Annotated in this window: 22 protein-coding genes; 6 read left to right on the forward strand and 16 right to left on the reverse strand. The window is 47.9% G+C overall.

The annotated features are described in order from the left end of the window. Positions 1–105 precede the first annotated feature (105 nt). Together KFE80_04165 and ilvY are read left to right on the forward strand one after the other, a co-directional pair. Positions 106–651, forward strand: coding sequence for a thioredoxin family protein (locus KFE80_04165; protein UTW46098.1), 546 nt, complete (start codon positions 106–108; stop codon positions 649–651). Positions 652–655: 4 nt separating this feature from the next. Next, positions 656–1,537, forward strand: coding sequence for an HTH-type transcriptional activator IlvY (gene ilvY / locus KFE80_04170; protein UTW46099.1), 882 nt, complete (start codon positions 656–658; stop codon positions 1,535–1,537). A gap of 54 nt (positions 1,538–1,591) precedes the next feature. Here ilvY and KFE80_04175 read toward each other — a convergent pair whose 3' ends face one another. The 4 genes from KFE80_04175 to KFE80_04190 all read right to left on the reverse strand — a co-directional run bounded on the left by KFE80_04175 (position 1,592) and on the right by KFE80_04190 (position 4,790). Next, entirely contained in the window at positions 1,592–2,062 is a 471-nt protein-coding gene (locus KFE80_04175; protein UTW46100.1) for a hypothetical protein, read from the reverse strand. Between the two features lie 133 nt (positions 2,063–2,195). Beyond that, positions 2,196–2,429, reverse strand: a complete 234-nt coding sequence (locus tag KFE80_04180) for a hypothetical protein (GenBank protein UTW46101.1) — start codon at positions 2,427–2,429, stop codon at positions 2,196–2,198. A 124-nt stretch (positions 2,430–2,553) separates the two neighbouring features. Continuing rightward, positions 2,554–3,027 (reverse strand): acetolactate synthase small subunit, encoded by a 474-nt coding sequence (gene ilvN, locus KFE80_04185; protein UTW46102.1) that lies wholly within the window; start codon positions 3,025–3,027, stop codon positions 2,554–2,556. Next, positions 3,027–4,790, reverse strand: a complete 1,764-nt coding sequence (locus tag KFE80_04190; GenBank protein ID UTW46103.1) for an acetolactate synthase 3 large subunit — start codon at positions 4,788–4,790, stop codon at positions 3,027–3,029. Before KFE80_04190 ends, ilvN begins: the two co-directional genes overlap by 1 nt. 504 nt (positions 4,791–5,294) lie before the next feature. Here KFE80_04190 and KFE80_04195 point away from each other — a divergent pair. The 4 genes from KFE80_04195 (at position 5,295) to cmoB (ending at position 10,538) form a co-directional block, all read left to right on the forward strand. Continuing rightward, complete coding sequence (locus tag KFE80_04195) at positions 5,295–8,207, forward strand: insulinase family protein (GenBank protein UTW46104.1); 2,913 nt, start codon at positions 5,295–5,297, stop codon at positions 8,205–8,207. A gap of 131 nt (positions 8,208–8,338) precedes the next feature. Continuing rightward, the gene (locus KFE80_04200) at positions 8,339–8,746 is read left to right on the forward strand and encodes an acyl-CoA thioesterase (protein UTW46105.1); all 408 of its coding nucleotides are present in this window, start codon (positions 8,339–8,341) and stop codon (positions 8,744–8,746) included. 9 nt (positions 8,747–8,755) lie between these two features. Next, a complete protein-coding gene (gene cmoA, locus KFE80_04205; protein UTW46106.1) occupies positions 8,756–9,490 on the forward strand; it encodes a carboxy-S-adenosyl-L-methionine synthase CmoA in 735 nt (244 codons plus the stop codon). A gap of 61 nt (positions 9,491–9,551) precedes the next feature. Beyond that, on the forward strand, positions 9,552–10,538 hold the full coding sequence (gene cmoB, locus KFE80_04210; GenBank protein UTW46107.1) for a tRNA 5-methoxyuridine(34)/uridine 5-oxyacetic acid(34) synthase CmoB: 987 nt from the start codon (positions 9,552–9,554) through the stop codon (positions 10,536–10,538). Between the two features lie 23 nt (positions 10,539–10,561). On the opposite strand, the gene KFE80_04215 is transcribed toward cmoB, so the two are convergent. The 12 genes from KFE80_04215 to KFE80_04270 form a co-directional block, all read right to left on the reverse strand. Next, on the reverse strand, positions 10,562–11,020 hold the full coding sequence (locus tag KFE80_04215) for a hypothetical protein (GenBank protein UTW46108.1): 459 nt from the start codon (positions 11,018–11,020) through the stop codon (positions 10,562–10,564). A gap of 54 nt (positions 11,021–11,074) precedes the next feature. Continuing rightward, on the reverse strand, positions 11,075–11,866 hold the full coding sequence (locus KFE80_04220) for a PhzF family phenazine biosynthesis protein (GenBank protein ID UTW46109.1): 792 nt from the start codon (positions 11,864–11,866) through the stop codon (positions 11,075–11,077). Between the two features lie 15 nt (positions 11,867–11,881). Beyond that, positions 11,882–12,283, reverse strand: coding sequence for an aldehyde-activating protein (locus KFE80_04225; GenBank protein ID UTW46110.1), 402 nt, complete (start codon positions 12,281–12,283; stop codon positions 11,882–11,884). A gap of 118 nt (positions 12,284–12,401) precedes the next feature. After that, positions 12,402–12,764: a hypothetical protein gene (locus KFE80_04230; protein UTW46111.1), complete on the reverse strand. Its 363-nt coding sequence runs from the start codon at positions 12,762–12,764 to the stop codon at positions 12,402–12,404. Positions 12,765–12,828: 64 nt separating this feature from the next. Then, entirely contained in the window at positions 12,829–13,320 is a 492-nt protein-coding gene (locus KFE80_04235; protein ID UTW46620.1) for a hypothetical protein, read from the reverse strand. A gap of 527 nt (positions 13,321–13,847) precedes the next feature. Then, positions 13,848–14,231, reverse strand: coding sequence for a hypothetical protein (locus KFE80_04240; protein ID UTW46112.1), 384 nt, complete (start codon positions 14,229–14,231; stop codon positions 13,848–13,850). A gap of 26 nt (positions 14,232–14,257) precedes the next feature. Continuing rightward, positions 14,258–14,665: a hypothetical protein gene (locus KFE80_04245; protein UTW46621.1), complete on the reverse strand. Its 408-nt coding sequence runs from the start codon at positions 14,663–14,665 to the stop codon at positions 14,258–14,260. A 106-nt stretch (positions 14,666–14,771) separates the two neighbouring features. Then, entirely contained in the window at positions 14,772–15,257 is a 486-nt protein-coding gene (locus KFE80_04250; protein UTW46113.1) for a hypothetical protein, read from the reverse strand. 72 nt (positions 15,258–15,329) lie between these two features. Further along, entirely contained in the window at positions 15,330–15,665 is a 336-nt protein-coding gene (locus KFE80_04255) for a hypothetical protein (protein ID UTW46114.1), read from the reverse strand. Between the two features lie 75 nt (positions 15,666–15,740). Beyond that, a complete protein-coding gene (locus KFE80_04260; protein ID UTW46115.1) occupies positions 15,741–16,409 on the reverse strand; it encodes a hypothetical protein in 669 nt (222 codons plus the stop codon). A 102-nt stretch (positions 16,410–16,511) separates the two neighbouring features. Next, complete coding sequence (locus KFE80_04265) at positions 16,512–16,859, reverse strand: hypothetical protein (GenBank protein ID UTW46116.1); 348 nt, start codon at positions 16,857–16,859, stop codon at positions 16,512–16,514. A 445-nt stretch (positions 16,860–17,304) separates the two neighbouring features. Continuing rightward, positions 17,305–18,069: a restriction endonuclease gene (locus KFE80_04270; protein UTW46117.1), complete on the reverse strand. Its 765-nt coding sequence runs from the start codon at positions 18,067–18,069 to the stop codon at positions 17,305–17,307. Between the last annotated feature and the right edge of the window lie 315 nt (positions 18,070–18,384).

Raw genomic sequence — 18,384 nt, forward strand, 5'->3', positions numbered from 1 at the left:
TGCGTAAAACGATATATACGCAATACAATAAACCACTTTCTGCAATAAAGAGTCGCAACAAAGAGTTGCAACAAAAACCGCAACACAACTTTGGGATATAGCGCTATGGCTCTAACACCTTCCAATATGTTGCCTTTGGGCACACCAGCACCAGAATTTACCTTGCCCGCGCCTAAAACCGGCAAGCTGCACAGCTTGCAGCAAGTAGCGGGCGATAAAGGCACGCTAATCTTGTTTATCTGCAACCACTGCCCTTTTGTGATCCACATTGAACAGCAGCTACAGCAACTGGGGCTGGACTATCAGAACAGCGGTATTGGCATTGCGGCCATCAGCAGCAATGACGCCGACAGCTACCCACAAGATGGCCCAGAAAAGATAGCTCAAAAAAACACCCCTTTCCCCTATTTGTATGACCAAAGCCAACAAGTGGCCTCTGCTTATGACGCCACATGCACACCGGATTTCTTCTTGTTCGATGCCGACTTAACACTGGTGTACCGAGGACAGCTGGATGACTCTCGGCCGGGTAATAACATACCTGTGACTGGATCCGATTTGCGCGCAGCAATGGATGCGCTGTTGACTAGGCAGCCAGTCAATCCCCGACAGCATCCCAGCATTGGTTGCAATATCAAATGGCGCACTTAACTTCATGGATACCCGCACACTAAAACACTTTCTCTCATTGGCGGACTGCCTTCATTTTGGCCGCGCCAGTGAAAGCTGCCACATCAGTCCATCGGCGTTGTCGCGAAGTATCAAGCAGTTGGAAGAAGCATTGGGAGTCGCATTATTTACCCGAGACAACCGCACCGTGGAGTTGACAGCAGAAGGGGAAAAATTTTTAAGTTATGCTCGGGAAACCGTATCCCAGTGGGAGCTGATTCGTAACGACCTTTTGGAAGGCAGCGATACTCTGACCGGCGAGCTGAGCATGTACTGTTCGGTCACCGCCAGCTACAGCGTGCTCTACGATCTGTTAGCTAACTTTCGCCAGCGCTATCCGCTGGTGGATTTTAAATTGCATACCGGCGATCCCGACAAAGCCATCAAGCGCATTGTTGCCAGCGACGAAGACATTACCATTGCCGCCCGCCCAGATCGTTTGCAACGGGGGTTGGTTTTTAAAACCATCACCACCACACCACTTCGCTTTATCGCCCCGGCCCACGGCCGCCTTGGTGGAGACAAACTACAAGGCAAAACCTGCGCAGAAAACTGGCAAAGCACGCCGGTTATTCTGGCGGAAAGCGGTGTCGCCAGAAAACGTATCGACCGCTGGTTTCACGATCTCGGGGTAAAGCCGAAAATATACGCTCAGGTCACCGGTAACGAGGCCATTGTCAGCATGGTGGGCCTGGGGTTGGGCGTCGGCATAGTTCCACAAATTGTTCTCGACCACAGCCCCATTGCCGACCGTGTACAAGCCCTTGATATCAAACCAGAGCTTGAGCCCTATGACGTTGGCCTTTGTGTACTGGAAAAGAAATTAAAGAATCCGCTGGTGGCAGCATTTTGGGAGTGTGTGGAGTGATTTATAAAACTTAAAAGCCTCACCCCTCCCTAACTAGGGCTTGATTCAAAATAATCAGACTGGATTCCATATCCCTGTCAGCATCAAAACTACTAAGGGCCCCATAAGAACAATCATTGAACCAAGCAAGCATAACAAACCTAAACCCAGCACTTTCCAATTTGAATGAAAATCGTGGGACTCAGAATCCATGATCGCTTGTTTCGTCATCTGGTGCTTGTCGGCAACCTGATAAGCAATAATTATGTATGCAATAGTAAACGGTGTACTGGGCACATCATCAGGCAAAAAAGGCAGCATAATTATCAACACAACAATTAAACTGATGCCTAACCAAAGCGTTTTTTTCCGTAAATCTTCCCGCCCCATCGCCTTAAAGTTAGCTGCCAAGAAGTAAATCAATCCAACCGGGCCACCTATCGTTCCACACGCAACTTGTTTGGGGGAGTACATGAGTACTGAAGGCACGGTTTTGGAGCTTGAGGAAATATCAGATTTTGGGGTTGCGTATAAGTTGTTTTCCATTTTCTTTTTTAGCTCCATTTATCAACGCATTGTGAAGTAATGTGGCATTAAAACATAACTGATTTAAAACGAAATGCGTTTTGTCACGAAAATTATATGTTCTGCGGAAGCCAAATTAAAATTCATCAGCAACTTACCCCCCAACTGAAATATCGAGGCTATCAGCCCCCGCAAAGTACAACACAACTATACCAGCGATCATAACAATCAACGGCATTCTCATGGGCTGTTCATACACAGAGTAAATAATTTGAGACAAAGGCGGAAAAACAAAGTTGAGAATAGCGCAAAGTATCGACACTTGAACGCCGCCAATCACCGACCAGAGCCAGCCGCCAAGCATGAGCACAGTCCCTAAAACGTCCATATTATCTCCCTAACCTAAAGGTAATAATTCCTAAAAAAATGGTATTACAATGACAAATAAAAAGACCTCGCATAATGTAGCACGAGGTCTTTTTATGGCATTCGGCGATTAAACGCCGACAAAATCAATCCCGCTGCATTCCCACCACACCAGAGCGGGTTACTTCAACAATACCAATATCTTTCATGGCGGCGATAAAAGCTTCGATTTTGCTAGTATCGCCAGACACCTGAACGATGTAGGCATTGGCGGTAACACTGACGATCAAGCCACGGAAGATATCCACGCAACGTTTGACTTCCTCGCGCTTGCTGCCGGTGGCATTCACCTTTATCAGCATCACTTCCCGCTCGATATGCTCGCGTTCGGTGAGGTCCACTACTTTAAACACATCCACCAGTTTGTTGAGCTGTTTGGTGATTTGCTCAATGACTTTTTCATCGCCACTGGTGGTAATGGTGAGCTTGGACAATGCCGGATCGTCGGTAGCGGCCACGGTCATGCTGTCGATGTTGTACCAGCGCTGAGAGAACAACCCCACAATCCGTGACAAGGCGCCGGGTTCATTTTCCATGGTCAGTGAAAGAATACGGCGCATCAGATGGTCTCCGTCTTGCTGATTAACATATCGCGCATGGATTGCCCCTGAATCTGCATTGGGTACACATGCTCACTTTGATCCACCTGTATATCCAAAAATACCGTGCGATCTTTCATGGCAAAAGCTTTTTCCAAAGCCGGCTCCAGGTCTTCCAGGCGGGTGACTCTTATGCCCACATGGCCATAGGCTTCCGCCAGCTTGCAGAAGTCTGGCAGAGAATTTTCGTAGGTACTGGATGAGTGACGACCCGCATATTGCATGTCTTGCCACTGACGTACCATGCCCAGCGCCCGGTTATTGAGGTTGACGATTTTTATCGGCAGATTGTATTGGGTGCAGGTGGCCAGCTCCTGAATACACATCTGGATGCTGCCCTCCCCGGTAACCACCGCCACATCCGCATCCGGATGCGCCATTTTCACGCCCATAGCAGACGGTAAGCCGAAACCCATGGTGCCCAGGCCGCCGGAGTTGATCCAACGGCGCGGCTGGTTGAACAGATAGTACTGGGCAGTAAACATCTGGTGCTGACCGACGTCAGAGCACACGTAAGCATCGCCATTGGTGGCTTTACTCAGGGCCTTAATAACGTCCTGAGGCTTAATGTTGTCAGAGGTGCTTTGCTGGTAGCGCTGCTCGCGATAAATGCCGTACTGGTCGCGCCATTCGTTGATTTGCGACCACCAGGCAGCAATGGCATCGTCGTCCAGGGTGCGTTTGCGGTCATCGGTGTTGTTTTCGTCCAGATCAATTTTCACCCGGCGGACGATTTCGGTCAGCACCAGTTTACAGTCACCCACAATGGGTACGTCCGCATTGATGGTTTTGGAAATGGACGTCGGGTCGATATCGATATGAATAATGCGCGCATTGGGGCAGAACTGATCGCAGGCGTTGGTCACCCGATCATCAAAGCGCGCACCCACCGCCAGAATCAGGTCGGCCTCGTGCATGGCCAGGTTGGCCTCTACGGTACCGTGCATGCCCAGCATGCCGAGGAACTGTGGGTCGCTGCCAGGAAAAGCACCCAGCCCCATCAGGGTCAAAGTTACCGGACACTGAACCAGGTGGGCCAATTCGATCAACTCATGCTCGGCCTCACTGAGGATCACACCACCACCGGCGTAGATAATGGGGCGCTTGGCAGAGGCGATCAGCGCCATGGCCTTTTGAATCTGGCGCGGGTGGCCCTTGCTGCGGGGCTGGTAAGAACGAATGTCCACCTGCCCCGGGTAGTTATAGGAAATCTTGTAGCCGGGGTGAGTCACATCTTTGGGGATATCCACGACCACTGGGCCGGGGCGACCAGTTTTGGCAATGTGGTAAGCCTTGGCGATAGTGGCGGCCAGATCTTCCGGCTTTTTCACCAAAAAGCTGTGTTTCACTACCGGCCGGGAAACGCCGATCATATCGGTTTCCTGGAACGCATCTTCACCGATTTTTTCTTGCACCACCTGGGCAGAAATAATCACTAGGGGGATGGAATCCATGTAAGCAGTGGCAATACCGGTAATGGTATTGGTGGCACCGGGGCCAGAGGTCACCAGTACAGTGCCCACATCCCCCGTGGCACGGGCGTAGCCGTCAGCGGCATGCACCGCTGCCTGTTCGTGGCGTACCAGAATGTGTTCAATCTGCTCCTGCTGGAACATGGCATCGTAAATATGTAGTGCGGCACCACCGGGGTAGCCCCACACCTGCTTTACGCCACTGTCGTGCAGCGCCCTGATTACTATTTCACCACCGGATAACAGATCCACTGTATTGACCCTCTATCAATTAAAACTGCAAAAAAAACCCCGCATGGGTGTGCGGGGTTTTCGAATTCTGTTTATCGCTGCTTCAGATAAACCATCGCTCCCGCGGCTGCTGAATAAGCACCACGCTAAGAAGAACGACGAGCAGACGAACTGGTTTTATCACTAACCGAACCTTTGATTTCAACCTGTAGCCGCAGACACTCAGCAGCTAACTCAAGCAAGAGCAGACAATGTACGTACATCCCTGTTGCGATGTCAACCGCAGAGCTGATAAAACAGGCTGAAATATGTGGTCAAAACCTCGATGCCTGCAATGCGGCGCCCTCTACTAATGGCAAAGAATGATAAGTTGACTGGCAATAAAAGTAACGTATTTTTTGGACATTTTTCAGGCCATATCGGCCAACACAGCCAATACGCATTTCCCTGAGTCCAAGGAGCGCAGATCGGTTAGAATAGCCGCTTTTGCAACCTATTACCCGCCCAGAATCAGGACTGTAGTACATGAGCCACCCCAAATGTGACCCCGCTTTTGAATTCCTGCGCAGCGAAACCGTCGACTCCCTCAACCTCACCATCGAAGAATACCGCCACAGTAAAACCGGCGCCCAGCACATTCACCTGGCCAGCGACAATAGCGAAAACGTATTTCTGGTGGCCCTGAGGACAGTGCCTGAAGACTCCACCGGAGTCGCACATATCCTCGAACATACCGCCCTGTGCGGCAGCGAAAAGTACCCGGTTCGCGACCCGTTCTTTATGATGATTCGGCGCTCCCTGAACACCTTTATGAACGCCTTTACGAGCTCCGACTGGACCGCCTACCCTTTCGCCAGCCAGAACCGTAAAGACTTCAACAATCTGCTGGATGTGTATCTGGATGCGGTGTTTTTCTCCCGCCTGGACGAACTGGACTTTGCCCAGGAAGGCCACCGGGTTGAGTTTGCCGAAGCCGATAACCCAAACTCCCCGCTGGTGTTCAAAGGCGTGGTATTTAATGAAATGAAAGGGGCCATGAGCTCCGTGCCCTCCACCCTGTGGCACACTCTGTGTAAATACCTGTACCCCACCACCACCTACCATCACAACAGTGGCGGCGAACCAGAGCACATCCCCGATCTCAGCTACCAACAGCTGAAAGAGTTCTACCAAACTCACTACCACCCATCCAACGCCATTTTTATGACCTTTGGTGATATCCCGGCGGTAGAGCACCAGCAAAAATTCCAGCAGCAGGCACTCAGCCGCTTTGAGCGACTGGATAAAGAAATTTCCGTACCCGACGAGAAGCGTTACCTGGCACCAGTGCGCGTGGAAGAAGCTTATCCACTGACAGAAGAAGGCAGCACCGACAACAAAAGCCACGTGGTATTGGGCTGGCTGCTGGGCAAGGCCACCGATTTGCAAAGCAGCATGGAAGCCAATTTGCTGTGCAGTGTATTGCTGGATAACAGCGCATCACCACTGCAAAAAGCCCTGGAAACCACCGACCTGGGCAGTGCACCCTCCCCGCTTTGTGGCCTGGATGATTCCCAGCGAGAGCTGTGCTTTGTGTGTGGTCTGGAAGGCAGCGAAACCGACAGCGCCGCAGCGGTTGAACAAATGATTCTGGATGTATTGCAAGAGGTTGCCGATAACGGAGTTCCCCACGAGCAAGTGGCCGCGTCACTGCACCAGCTGGAATTGCAGCAACGGGAAATTGGCGGTGACAGCTACCCCTACGGCTTGCAGCTCATTCTCACCTCCCTCACCAGTGCCACTCATCGCGGCGACCCCATCGCCCTGCTGAACCTGGACCCGGTGCTCAATTACCTGCGCGACGCCATTGAAGACCCGGAATTTATCAAAGGCCTGGCCCGCAATCTGTTGCTGGAAAACCAACACCGGGTACGCCTGACCCTGCGCCCGGATCAGCACATGGCCGAGCGCAAAGAAGCCGCCGAAGCCGCGCGCCTGGCAATCATCAAAGCGGGTATGAGCGACGCCGACAAGCAGCAGGTGGTAGAGCGGGCCGCTGCCCTGATCAAGCGCCAACAACAGAAAGACGACGCCTCCATTTTGCCCAAGGTGGGTCGGGAAGACATTCCGCAGCAGATGGGCTACGTAGCCCACCACACTCAGGACAGCAACACCACCAGTTACGCCGCAGGCACCAATGGCCTGGTGTATCAACAGATTGTGATGCCGCTGCCGGAGTTAACCGACGAGCAACTGGACCTGCTGCCTATTTACACCACCTGCCTGACTGAACTGGGCTGTGGCGAGCGGGACTACCTGCAAACCCAACTGCATCAGTCCCAGGTATGCGGTTCCATCAGCGCCTATGTAACCGCTCGAGGCACACCCGATAACGTGCAGCAACTCAGTGGTTACCTTACCCTCAGTGCCAAAGGGCTCGGCAGCAATCAGGCCGCGATGACCGAATTGATGAACAGCACCCTCACCCAGGTGCGCTTCGACGAGCTGCCACGGATTCGCGAGCTGGTTGCCCAAAGCCGCGCCCGCCGGGAAATGGGGGTGACCGGCAGCGGCCATCAATTGGCCATGACCGCCGCCTCCGGAGGCATCAGCCCAGGGGCGCTGCTTGCCCACCGCTGGGGTGGCTTGCAGGGCATCCAAACCATCAAGGCACTGGACAGCCAGCTGGACGACACAACACAACTACAGGCACTGGCGGATAAGTTGCACGCGATTCACCAGCTGGTGCTGACCTGTGAACGCAAACTGCTGGTGGTGGCCGAAGAAGAAAAGCTGGCGGACTACCAAACACTGTTTGGCAATCAATCCTCGATGAGCGGAAAAAGCGACTTTACGCCTTTTGCACAACAATCGATCTGCGAACCGCGCCACCAATGCTGGACCACCAGCACTCAGGTTAACTTCTGCGCCAAAGCCTACCCCACCGTGGCCATGGATCACCCAGACGCCGCGCCACTCACCATACTGGGCGGCTTTTTGCGCAATGGCTACCTGCACCGCACCATCCGCGAACAGGGCGGCGCCTACGGCGGCGGAGCTGGCCAAGACAACCACATTGGCGCTTTCCGGTTTTTCTCCTACCGCGATCCACGCATGGAAGAAACCTTAGCGGACTTCGACGGCGCACTGCAGTGGCTACACAGCGAAGGCCACGATGAGCAACAGCTGGAAGAGGCAATCCTTGGGGTCATCTCGGCCATCGACAAGCCCGGCTCCCCCGCTGGTGAGGCCAAACAGACCTACCACGCAGAACTCTACGGTCGCAGTCGCGACAAGCGAGAGCAATTTCGCAACCGTATACTGCAAGTCACCATCGATGACCTAAAGCGAGTTGCAGCGACCTATCTGGTAGAAGACAACGCCAGCGTTGCTGTCATCACCAGTCCCGATAAAGCCGAGCAGTTGAGCGGGCTGAACCTGGAGCAAATTGCGTTATAGGTTATCGCCGCAAGCACCGGGCCACGCGCTTCGAGCCATCGCAAACTCGGTAAATGACCGAAGTAAGTCATTGCGATCCGCGAAGCGGCGTGACGATACGGTGACTTAAATCCAATTTTTGGGCCTTTTATATGGATACAACCACCATCACCCCGCGCTTTTCGGAAACCGACATGCTCGGCCATATCAGCAACACCACGTTGCCGATCTGGTTTGAAGGCGCCAGAGAAGGTTTTTTCCGCCGCATCCACCCAGCCATGACCGTACACGACTGGCCGCTGATTCTGGCCCGCATCGAGTTGGACTTTAAGGCACAGATTCACATCGGCGACGACGTTACCCTGAAAACCGGTGTGGAAAAAATTGGCGCCAAGTCCATGACCGTTTATCAGGAAGCCTGGCAAAAAGACACATTGGTGGCCGCAGGGCGTACGGTGATGGTGTACTTCGACTACAGCCAGCAGTGCTCAAAAGTCATACCGGATAATGTACGAGAGCAGTTGGCGGATTTGGTGATTGACCAATCCGGCACCACATAGCCGTTAACAATGCCTCACTCAAAAACAGACAAGGTCTTCGCCAGCCCTTTGGCGGAAATAGCCGGCTTCAAATTCGACGCACGGGTCGCCAGCGTTTTTCCCGATATGATCAAACGCTCTGTGCCAGGGTACGAGTCCATTATCGGCATGATCGGCACCTTGGCCGAACGCTACGTGCAAGCAGACAGCCGTTGCTACGACCTGGGTTGCTCCCTTGGCGCCGCTACCCTGTCCATGCGCCACCATATACGCCAACCCAACTGCGAAATTATCGCTGTCGATAATTCACAAGCCATGCTCGACCGCTGCCGCAACGTCATTGATAGTGACAGCAGCGAAGTGCCTGTCAGTCTTCAGCTGGGCAATATTCAGGAAGTGGCCATTAACAACGCCTCCATGGCAGTACTAAACTTTACCCTGCAATTTATTCCACTGGCTGATCGCCAGAACATGCTGCAAACCATTTTCGATGGGCTGAAGCCCGGCGGCATTTTAGTGCTGTCGGAAAAAGTGGTATTTAGCGACCAGGCCCACGACCAACTGATGATTGAATTGCACCACAACTTTAAAAAAGCCAATGGCTACAGCGATCTGGAAGTCAGCCAAAAACGCACCGCATTGGAAAACGTACTGGTGCCGGAAACCTTGCAGACCCATCGCGACCGCTTAAAAAATATCGGTTTTTCCAGTGTTGATGTGTGGTTTCAGTGTTTTAATTTTGCGTCGATAATAGCCATCAAATAACTCAAGCCATCTCGTAGTGTGGACTAGCACCGTGTAACCCACACTACCGTACAAACGAACCATGATTAACTACTCCGCTCTCCTCGACTTTCTCTCTGCCGGTAAATTGCAACGCTGGGCACAACAGCTGCCACAACAGATCGAACAAGGCCTTAGTGAAGCCCGCTGGGGCGACCTGCCCCAATGGCGCGCGGTGCTAGAGCAACTGCCGGACCTGACACCGGACTCATACGACTTAACAGATAGCGTCACCATCGGCAGCGAACAAGCTTGCGACTCAACGACCAGAGCAGAACTGCGCGACACCCTGATGGCCTTACACCCCTGGCGCAAAGGGCCGTTTCACCTGTTCGGAGTGCATATCGATACCGAATGGCGCAGTGATTGGAAGTGGGATCGGGTTTTGCCGCACATATCGCCACTACAAAACCGCCTGGTGCTGGATGTTGGCTGTGGCAATGGCTACCACTGCCTGCGTATGCTTGGCCAAGGTACGCACCGGGTTATCGGCATCGATCCATCACCGCGTTTTGTGTTGCAGTTTTATGCGCTAAAAAAATACCTGAATCAGACAGCAGCCAAAGAATTGCCGGTGGACGTACTGCCGGTAGGTATTCAGCAAGTACCCGCCAACCTGCGCACCTTTGATACTGTGTTCTCTATGGGGGTTTTCTACCACCGCCGCTCACCCATGGATCATCTTCGAGAGCTAAAGGACTGCCTGCGCCCCGGCGGTGAATTGGTACTGGAAACCCTGGTTGTTGACGGCCCAGAAGGCCACGTTTTAGTGCCCCACGGCCGCTACGCCAAAATGCCCAACGTTTGGTTTTTACCGTCCCCAGCGACCATGCTGGCCTGGCTAAAAAAATGTGGATTTAAAAACCCACGAATCGTGGATCAGTGCAAAACAACGGTAGAGGAACAGAGGGCAACAGAATGGATGACCTACGAATCACTGACAGATTTTCTTGATCCGGAAGATAACCAAAAGACTATTGAGGGGCACCCGGGGCCTTTACGAGCAACATTTGTTGCGGAGGCGAGCTGAGTTTTAAGGCAAACAATCAGCTCTCAGTTATTTTTTTGGTTACGTTGGTGAATAGTATCGAACTTAAAACGAGCGGCCCATATACCCAAAACTATACCTAAGAGATAAGGCAAACCAAAGCTGAAAACACTGAGCATTACCAACCATCCGAAGATCATAATTGGCACTTCGATAGCTGAAAAAGCGCTACCGAAAATTGAAATAAAGGTTAAAACCAAGCTCGCCGATAGTACCGTCAACCCAACAACACTCAAGCCAAAGCCAACACCTCTTCTTTCAAGCTTGTCGACTTTAGCCAAGTTTTCAAAATCGAACTTCTTTATCAAATAACGGGCCCAGGCAAACGCGACCAATGACGACGGCACACCAATCGTCAAAGCCAAGGACATTGCATTGATAATCAGCCCAGCTCCGAACGAAACTAACAGACCACCCAAACCAAAAACCATAGCGACGGTATTTTCAAGGCCTAATTTTTTCATAGCACCGAAATCAGCCGAGCAATAAAAGCAACATTCGCTATCATCCGGTCAGCCTCAGACATTGATAAAGCCTTCAAGGTAATGAACGGCCTTACCTGAAATAAACACTCTATCTCCTGCCAAACGACACAACAGAACACCACCGCGTTTTGATGCTTGATAGGCAAGAAGCTGCTTTTTAGCCAATCGCTCAGACCAATACGGTGTAAGCCCGGTATGGATTGACCCTGTCACTGGATCTTCATCACCACCGTTCGCGGGCCAGAAATATCTTGAGACGAAGTCGTATTCCTTTCCCGGAGCCGTCACGACCACATCGTATGGCGCAAGTTTTTTAAGATATTCCTTATTTTGGACGACGCTCAAAACATCGTGTTCATTCTCATAGACTGCGAAGTACGCTTGATTATTGAACAGTACTTTTGAAGGTTCAATCGACAGCCCCTGTAACAGCTCCTCTGGAAAACAATCTGGAATATGTGGCTTTCTACACGGGAAATCCATCTGAATATAGCCATCATCGGTTTTCGTGATGACCATTCGCCCGACGGCTTCAGCTGAAAACACTAACTCAGACACTTCCGAGTTGTCGTTAAAAATAACGGAAGCCGACGCCAGTGTTGCATGGCCGCAAAACGCAATCTCAGTGATTGGAGAAAACCAGCGTATTGCATAGGTCTCATCACTAGACCTAACCAAATAAGCTGTCTCGGATAGGTTATTTTCTGTAGCAATGGACTGCATTAATTCATCTGACAACCATTCTTCAGTGATTACGACAGCCGCCGAATTACCTTTGAATCTTTCTTCGGTAAAGGCATCAACAATATTTACTCTTAATTTCACCGTCTTACTCAGCTTTTAAATTACCGTTGACCAAACCGTAGGCCAACGCTCAGACTTATCCTCAGGAGAAAGCTTTTTAGGGCTAACACCAATAGATGGCTTTAGTGAAAAACCCCTTTCAAACAACGCTTTTGACACAGCTCCTCTTGTTTCTCCATCTTTTGAATGTGTCACAGCGATCACTTGCTTACAGTGGCTGCACTGCCAGAAGGTAGCCTGCTGAGAACCTTGCTTAAGTTGATTCAATTGATTTTTAGGCGAAAAGGAAATAGTGCCGTTTACATCTGACAAATAGGCAAGCCCATGGGCCACACAAAAGTCGCAGTCGCACTCTCGCGCTTGATTTTCTTCAATGGGAAGAGGAAATGATGCTAAAACCTTCACTTTCCCGCATTTGCACTCAGATGAATATTCCATTTAATTTTCTATTTTTATCGCTTAAATATGGCATTTATTTTTGGAGCACGTTGAGCAATACAAAATTCATTTCAGCCATGAGAGTCGACCGGCATACACCTGTTATGATTTGAGTTATTTAAGTACACACAACTTCATCTTTGTCTTGCAGCTTCGGGGGCGTACCCTCTGTGCCTTCATCTATCAGGTATCGAGTTACAAAACAGCCTTTATGATAACTTTTATGATCACGCCAAGTACCCATCAGAAAACAAGCCATTACTTGATTTCGCTCATTTTTGTACCAAAATAGTAATCTATTCGCATCATAGGAATTATCTGAATTAGCAATCAAAGATAAATGCTTCATTTTTTCAGCATTATCTGGATAAATCTGAAACCAGACTCCAGGAAAATCACTTTGCCCGCAGTCGAATTGACTATCTTCAATCGAAGTGCAAGCAGATAGTACTGATAATGAGCCTAAGATAACTTTATTCATAAAGAGCAATGGAATTTTGTGCAGCACCTAAAGAACGAATTGAACCTTGCTACCATGTCAGGTGCTACTTTTCCTGCAGCCACTCTTGAAATTCCGCCACAGTAGCTGGGGTGAATTCCAGTATCGCCTCAGCTAATTCTGCGTTACCAAAATGCACCGCTGTCACTGCAGCCAGAACGGAAACCATTTTTTCATCCGGTGATTTTATTTCACTAGCAAGCTTAGCCATTGTTTGAATAGCACTAGTATAAGCAAACTCTAAGCATGGCCCAATTTTTGGTCCACAACCTTTTAACCGAGCTATTTCAATACATACCGGCAGCAAAAAATAGTTGTAATCAACTATTTCTGGTGCCTTTTCAATTAAAGAAACAATCACTGGAACAGCCGCATACGATGCAGAATAGACGTTTCCCTGATGGCACAAACTACTCCACAGTGTATAGAAGGGCTCTTCTCCATAGCTTTCACATGACGGGTAGACCTCTAGCTCTTTCAGTAACTGAGGAATGTCAGATGCCTGCCCATAAGCATGCTCCAGTTCATCCCATTCAATTGACTCCATTTTTGATCTCTTTTTCCACTTAGCACCATGCACAATGACCGAGGAGGCAATACTTGCAGCACCTGAGCGATGAAACTTTATTGCCTGCACCTACTTATGTGGCTCTACACAACACGCAACTACACTAGAACCACACCCTTTTCATACTCGCAAGAAATTTTCTTGTAATGGGAAATCCGGATGCAGAGCCTATTACTGAGTCAATACCACAGTACGGGCACAATGCAGTATGGCCATATTCTTCTTCGCCAATAGCATCTCTGTGAACATCACACCATTTATCAATTTTCTTAGGAGAAAACCTTTCAAGACAATAAAAGCAGCCACATAAATCAGACTTCAATATTTCTGCTCGGTGATTTGCTGATTTTGAATGCGCCCCTTTCGCATTATCATTCTCCATCAACGACCTACCTTTAACTCTTTAGAATCACATAACGCCTTGCCCAAAAGCACAGCGACAACCAAGTTCAACACGGCTTTGTCACCTTTTGGAGCAAATTGTAAGCATACTGAGGCTACCCACTAACATCCAGATCGAAATATCTCCACTGCATAAGGCCATGACCAAAATCATTTTCCTCCTTTAGCTCTCTAAGAGTTACATCATCACCAAACTTGGGAGAACCTAGCTTTTTATAATATTGCTTTGTAATTAATATTTCCTCAGTTTTACCTAAACGGTCCCCACAAAATACAAAATCCTGGCTTGGCAGCATAGTTCCCTTGAACAAAAATATAAATTCATCATCCGCGGTTTCCTTAGGCTCAGAAACAACCTGACCTATAATTTCACACTGCGAGACAATTCCAGCAGATATAGAGCAAGAAAATGTCGAAACAATTAAAGTCCATATATGCTTAAACTTGATATTTTTCGCTCCTTGAGCAATAAACTGCATTCCGCCGCCTAAAATTTTTAACAGTTTTATATCGCATATTGACTCATATGCCCCATGATATTTTTAGGGATGCTGGGCCAACTATAACCACCATTTTCATCCCATGACTTAGAGCCTGACATAAGCCCCATTTTTAGTAGTTCTTCTTGTAGTTGATCATGCGGGTAGATATACCATTGCCCACTTTGGCTAAAAGCCACATAAATTTCTTTGCCGTTGTATTTTTTATCGAGGGTTAAACGCCCCTTTAATTGGACTTTTATGAAAGTTCTGCCATCAATGTGGCAAGCGATAAAATCAGCACCCTGCCAGTCATCGTTGAGCCACATGCAGTTAAACCCATAATCAGATAGTTCCGCCGCGACCTTTTGAAAGTTGAAATTTTCTTTTTGTCTGGAGTTTAAATTTCCATACTCAATGCGATTAAACATGATTTTCCTGTATTGTTAACGACTCAATAATCGGCAACTAAAATAGAGCGAAGCGGATTTTTGGCTGTCCAGCGCCTTTAGGCGCGCAGTTAATTGACTTGCTAGCACTTTAGTTTACGGCCTCTTGCTCTAGAAAGATGGGCAAACTGGAAAATCTTGAATTTAAAACTTCGGTTTGACCCAGAAAATAGAGCTGGAATGCTTCTTCCACCCATTCCGGCTGCTCTAGAACATAGGCAGTAACCCATTGAACTTCTTTTTCCTTTCCGAAGCCAAACATAGTTTTTATTTTCTTTGGCTGAACGATACCCACAAGATATGCGAACTCTTCCGAGCTTCCTACTACAGAAACCCAGAGATCAATTTTTGTTTCTGAATTTTTAACTGAAATAGTTGGCTCGCTACCACCTTTGTTATTTCCGACCTGCTCTTTCCAAGGAAAGGCCCTAAATTCCTTCTTAAAAATTTCAAATGTAGCACTTCCCTTCAGGTCATATTGGTCAAACCTATAGCCCGCCTGCTGAATATCATACGTGAATGAATCTGCCATAGCCGGCCCTGAAAAGAAAACAATAATGGTTAGTAGTACTTTCATATTAAGTGCTAACGTCGAAACAGCGGAGAGACACACGTAGTGTGGCAATCCGCCACCTTGCCTGGTTATGGCTTAGTACTGAAACCACTCTATCTTATCCACCTCAAAGGTAACCATGTTGACATACATCGCCCCCTCACCATCATTAATAACATGATTAGAATTTCTTGGTTTCGGAGCCAAAAACATCCAACAACCTTCCTTATTTTTGAAAAGTTTACCTTGCTCACGCAATAATTTTGATAACTCATAAGTCACACTCTTATCGGACAGATGCTCAATAGCTTTTTCAATATTTTGTAAAACAAAATTTTTACTTTTATCGGGAATTTGGCAATACTCAGGCTCCCTCACCCATGCGCACCCCGCCAAAATAACCAAGATAATAATTCCTGAAAATTTATACATAGTCATAACGCCTTTGGCACAGGCGGCTACGCAGTAGCCGTCCAGCTCGCTTGCGGGCAACTGTGTCCAAACTTGTTAAAAATTTTTACCCCGTAGCTTACTGAGCGGGATGCCTTTTTTATAGATAACTTCATAAACTTTGATTATGTTGCGTTTTTCACAGCCTGAAAAGCAGTTTTCGTTTAAGTCTATTTCTTTAGCTTGATACTCAAGAACACCAAGAGAGGCAAGGTATTCAAGCTCATCTGCCCCTTGGTCACTGCCTTGATAGCGGACGATTGGCTCTTTAAGGGGGACTAGGAAGCTATCTTGGTTTTTTTGGTCGTGTATAGATAAAACTCTAAGTACTTGCGGAATGGTGTCGACAACTTGATACCCTTCAGACGTTTTAGTTAGGCGGGCCACTCCTCGATATATTGAAAATTTAGGCCAAACAGAAACCATTGCTATGGATGGTGAAACGGGCATACCGTCCCAGCTGGACCCGCAATCATAGGAGGCTATGACGCGATTTAGCTTACGTAGTTTTTCTCCTTCACCTGTCAGGTATTCATCAACCCTAAATGTTACAACTTCGCTCCCACATGAATGATCTAAGAGACCTTCCTCAGCTTTAGCTTCTTTAGGTTTTTGAGCTGTAATCGTAACCTCTTCGACTTCTCCCATCATAAGATCAAGACGAAAATCATCTGCTTCTGAATAAGTAGAAAATAACAGAATTAGTACTAGCGGCACAAATTTCATAAGATTTTTAACGTTCCAGTAAGGGGCAGACAAACCAACTGTTTGGATGTCCCGTGAAACCCCGCAGGAGCGGAGTGAACTTGACCGGCTTGTTCGGCATTATTAGGAGCAAATTACCAGAACTCCTAGGTATTCTTTATGGCCTTTGGGTACGCCATAAAAATTAGGATGGACTATAAGATCAGGGGCTTGCTTAGCCCTTTGCTTTTCAGTGTTTTCTTTTTCAATTTTTACCTGAGCTTCGTATAGCTGCTTTGAAAAAATTAAACCGTCAAATTCATATGGAACCTCTTTTTCCAGTTCTGAGACTCTCTCCGAAAGTCTTGGAGCAATACTAAATAGGGTAAATGCCTCAATCACCTGACAGTTCTCAGGAAGTACTTTGAACACCTCCGCACTTAAAACGAAAGACGACCAAGATATAAGTGCAATAGCTTGTAGCAACTTCATATTATGCCTAACGCCGCAAACATGTGCGACGCGGAGCGGCGCCCATGTGCTTTGGCTGGTTATGAGTATTTATGAACTTACCGCCCAGCATAAAAGCAATACATACATATGCCAATGACATTAGCCAAAAGAAAGCCTGCTTTAAGAAAAAACCCAAACCTATTCTTTTGTGATTGAACCATTGGACATAGCACAAAGGAAGAAAAGAGAAGGGAATGGCAAGTGCCGAAACCACTAAACAAATAGCTTGCCAACTATAAATACTTACTGAATCCAACGTTCTTAATGACAAAAAACAAGTAAACATTAACAAACATGAGATTAACAATGTTACGACAAAATAACCTTTATTTCGTTGAATGAAATCCATTCTTACTACTCATAACGCCGCGCTCTGCGGCGAATTTGGAGCGTAGCAGAAAATTTGTCCGACAGCAGTGTCTTGTTAGGTTTCTTCAAATATATTTCTACCAAAAATACCATGAAACTGCTCCTCGACCCTTTGTAACATTTCGCAAAATTCGTCCAGCAAACCTCTGTATGTATTGGATTCAAATGAGAATTCACTTCCCATTGTTTCTACAAACTTAGCCTTGTAATCTTCGATACATACCGGACCATCAACGGCATATTGTGGAGCAATTCGCCCCATATCCATTAGCCACATTAGCATCCCAAAAGCGGCATAACGATTCTGCAACTCGTAGAAATACTCAAGTTGATCATGTGTGAGTTTTTCCAAGTGTCGACTGCGCCTGCTGTTTATAGGTTCGACGTACTGATTTACGCAGTCAGCTGCCTCTGCAACTGTGGGGCAGAAATGCTTTTGCCACCAAGAATTGAAGTAACGTTGTTGCAACTCTAAATAAGTTAAGCCTGTAATATTTGTATTTTGCGTATATCGCACAGCGCCTTCCTGAAGGCCCTTTTTCGAAACAATGAAACCTATATTTGCCCCAGCTTCTTGCATGACGGTTGTGAATGAGTGAACGACTGTTTGCGGTATTGAGTTAGACCAGTTTTTGCACTCCACCAGATATTGAATTTGATCGACACTGTGCTCGTCGATTGCAAAGACATCAACTTCAACCGTACCCCTCGGAGTTTGTAGAATCTTTTCTGTCTCTGCTAATAACCCGATATCACTAAATAGTCTACAAACTCCATTCTGTAGGTCTTTCCAATTCTGAGGCAAGGGATCGTCGATCATCTTTAAAACCTAACAGCTCGTTTAACGGGCCTTCGGCCCGATAACAATTATTATCGGGATTCCCAGTTAATATACTATCGGGCAGCCCACCAAAACCTCAACAATTTGATTTAAAAGAAAAACCCTCATATCAAATATGTTTGATTCTGTTATCGAGCCTCAATTTACCCTACCGGTGACTTAAAATTAAAGGCAGAAGTACACCTGCTTAACACCTCTCCTGTTACACGTTATTTGCCACATAACCTTTTCAAACCACCATATCAACCAAGCATCTCGCCATATTGCTTCTTTTAAGCATCAATATGCCTATTT

It is taken from the genome of bacterium SCSIO 12696 (assembly GCA_024397955.1).
GTDB lineage: Bacteria > Pseudomonadota > Gammaproteobacteria > Pseudomonadales > Porticoccaceae > SCSIO-12696.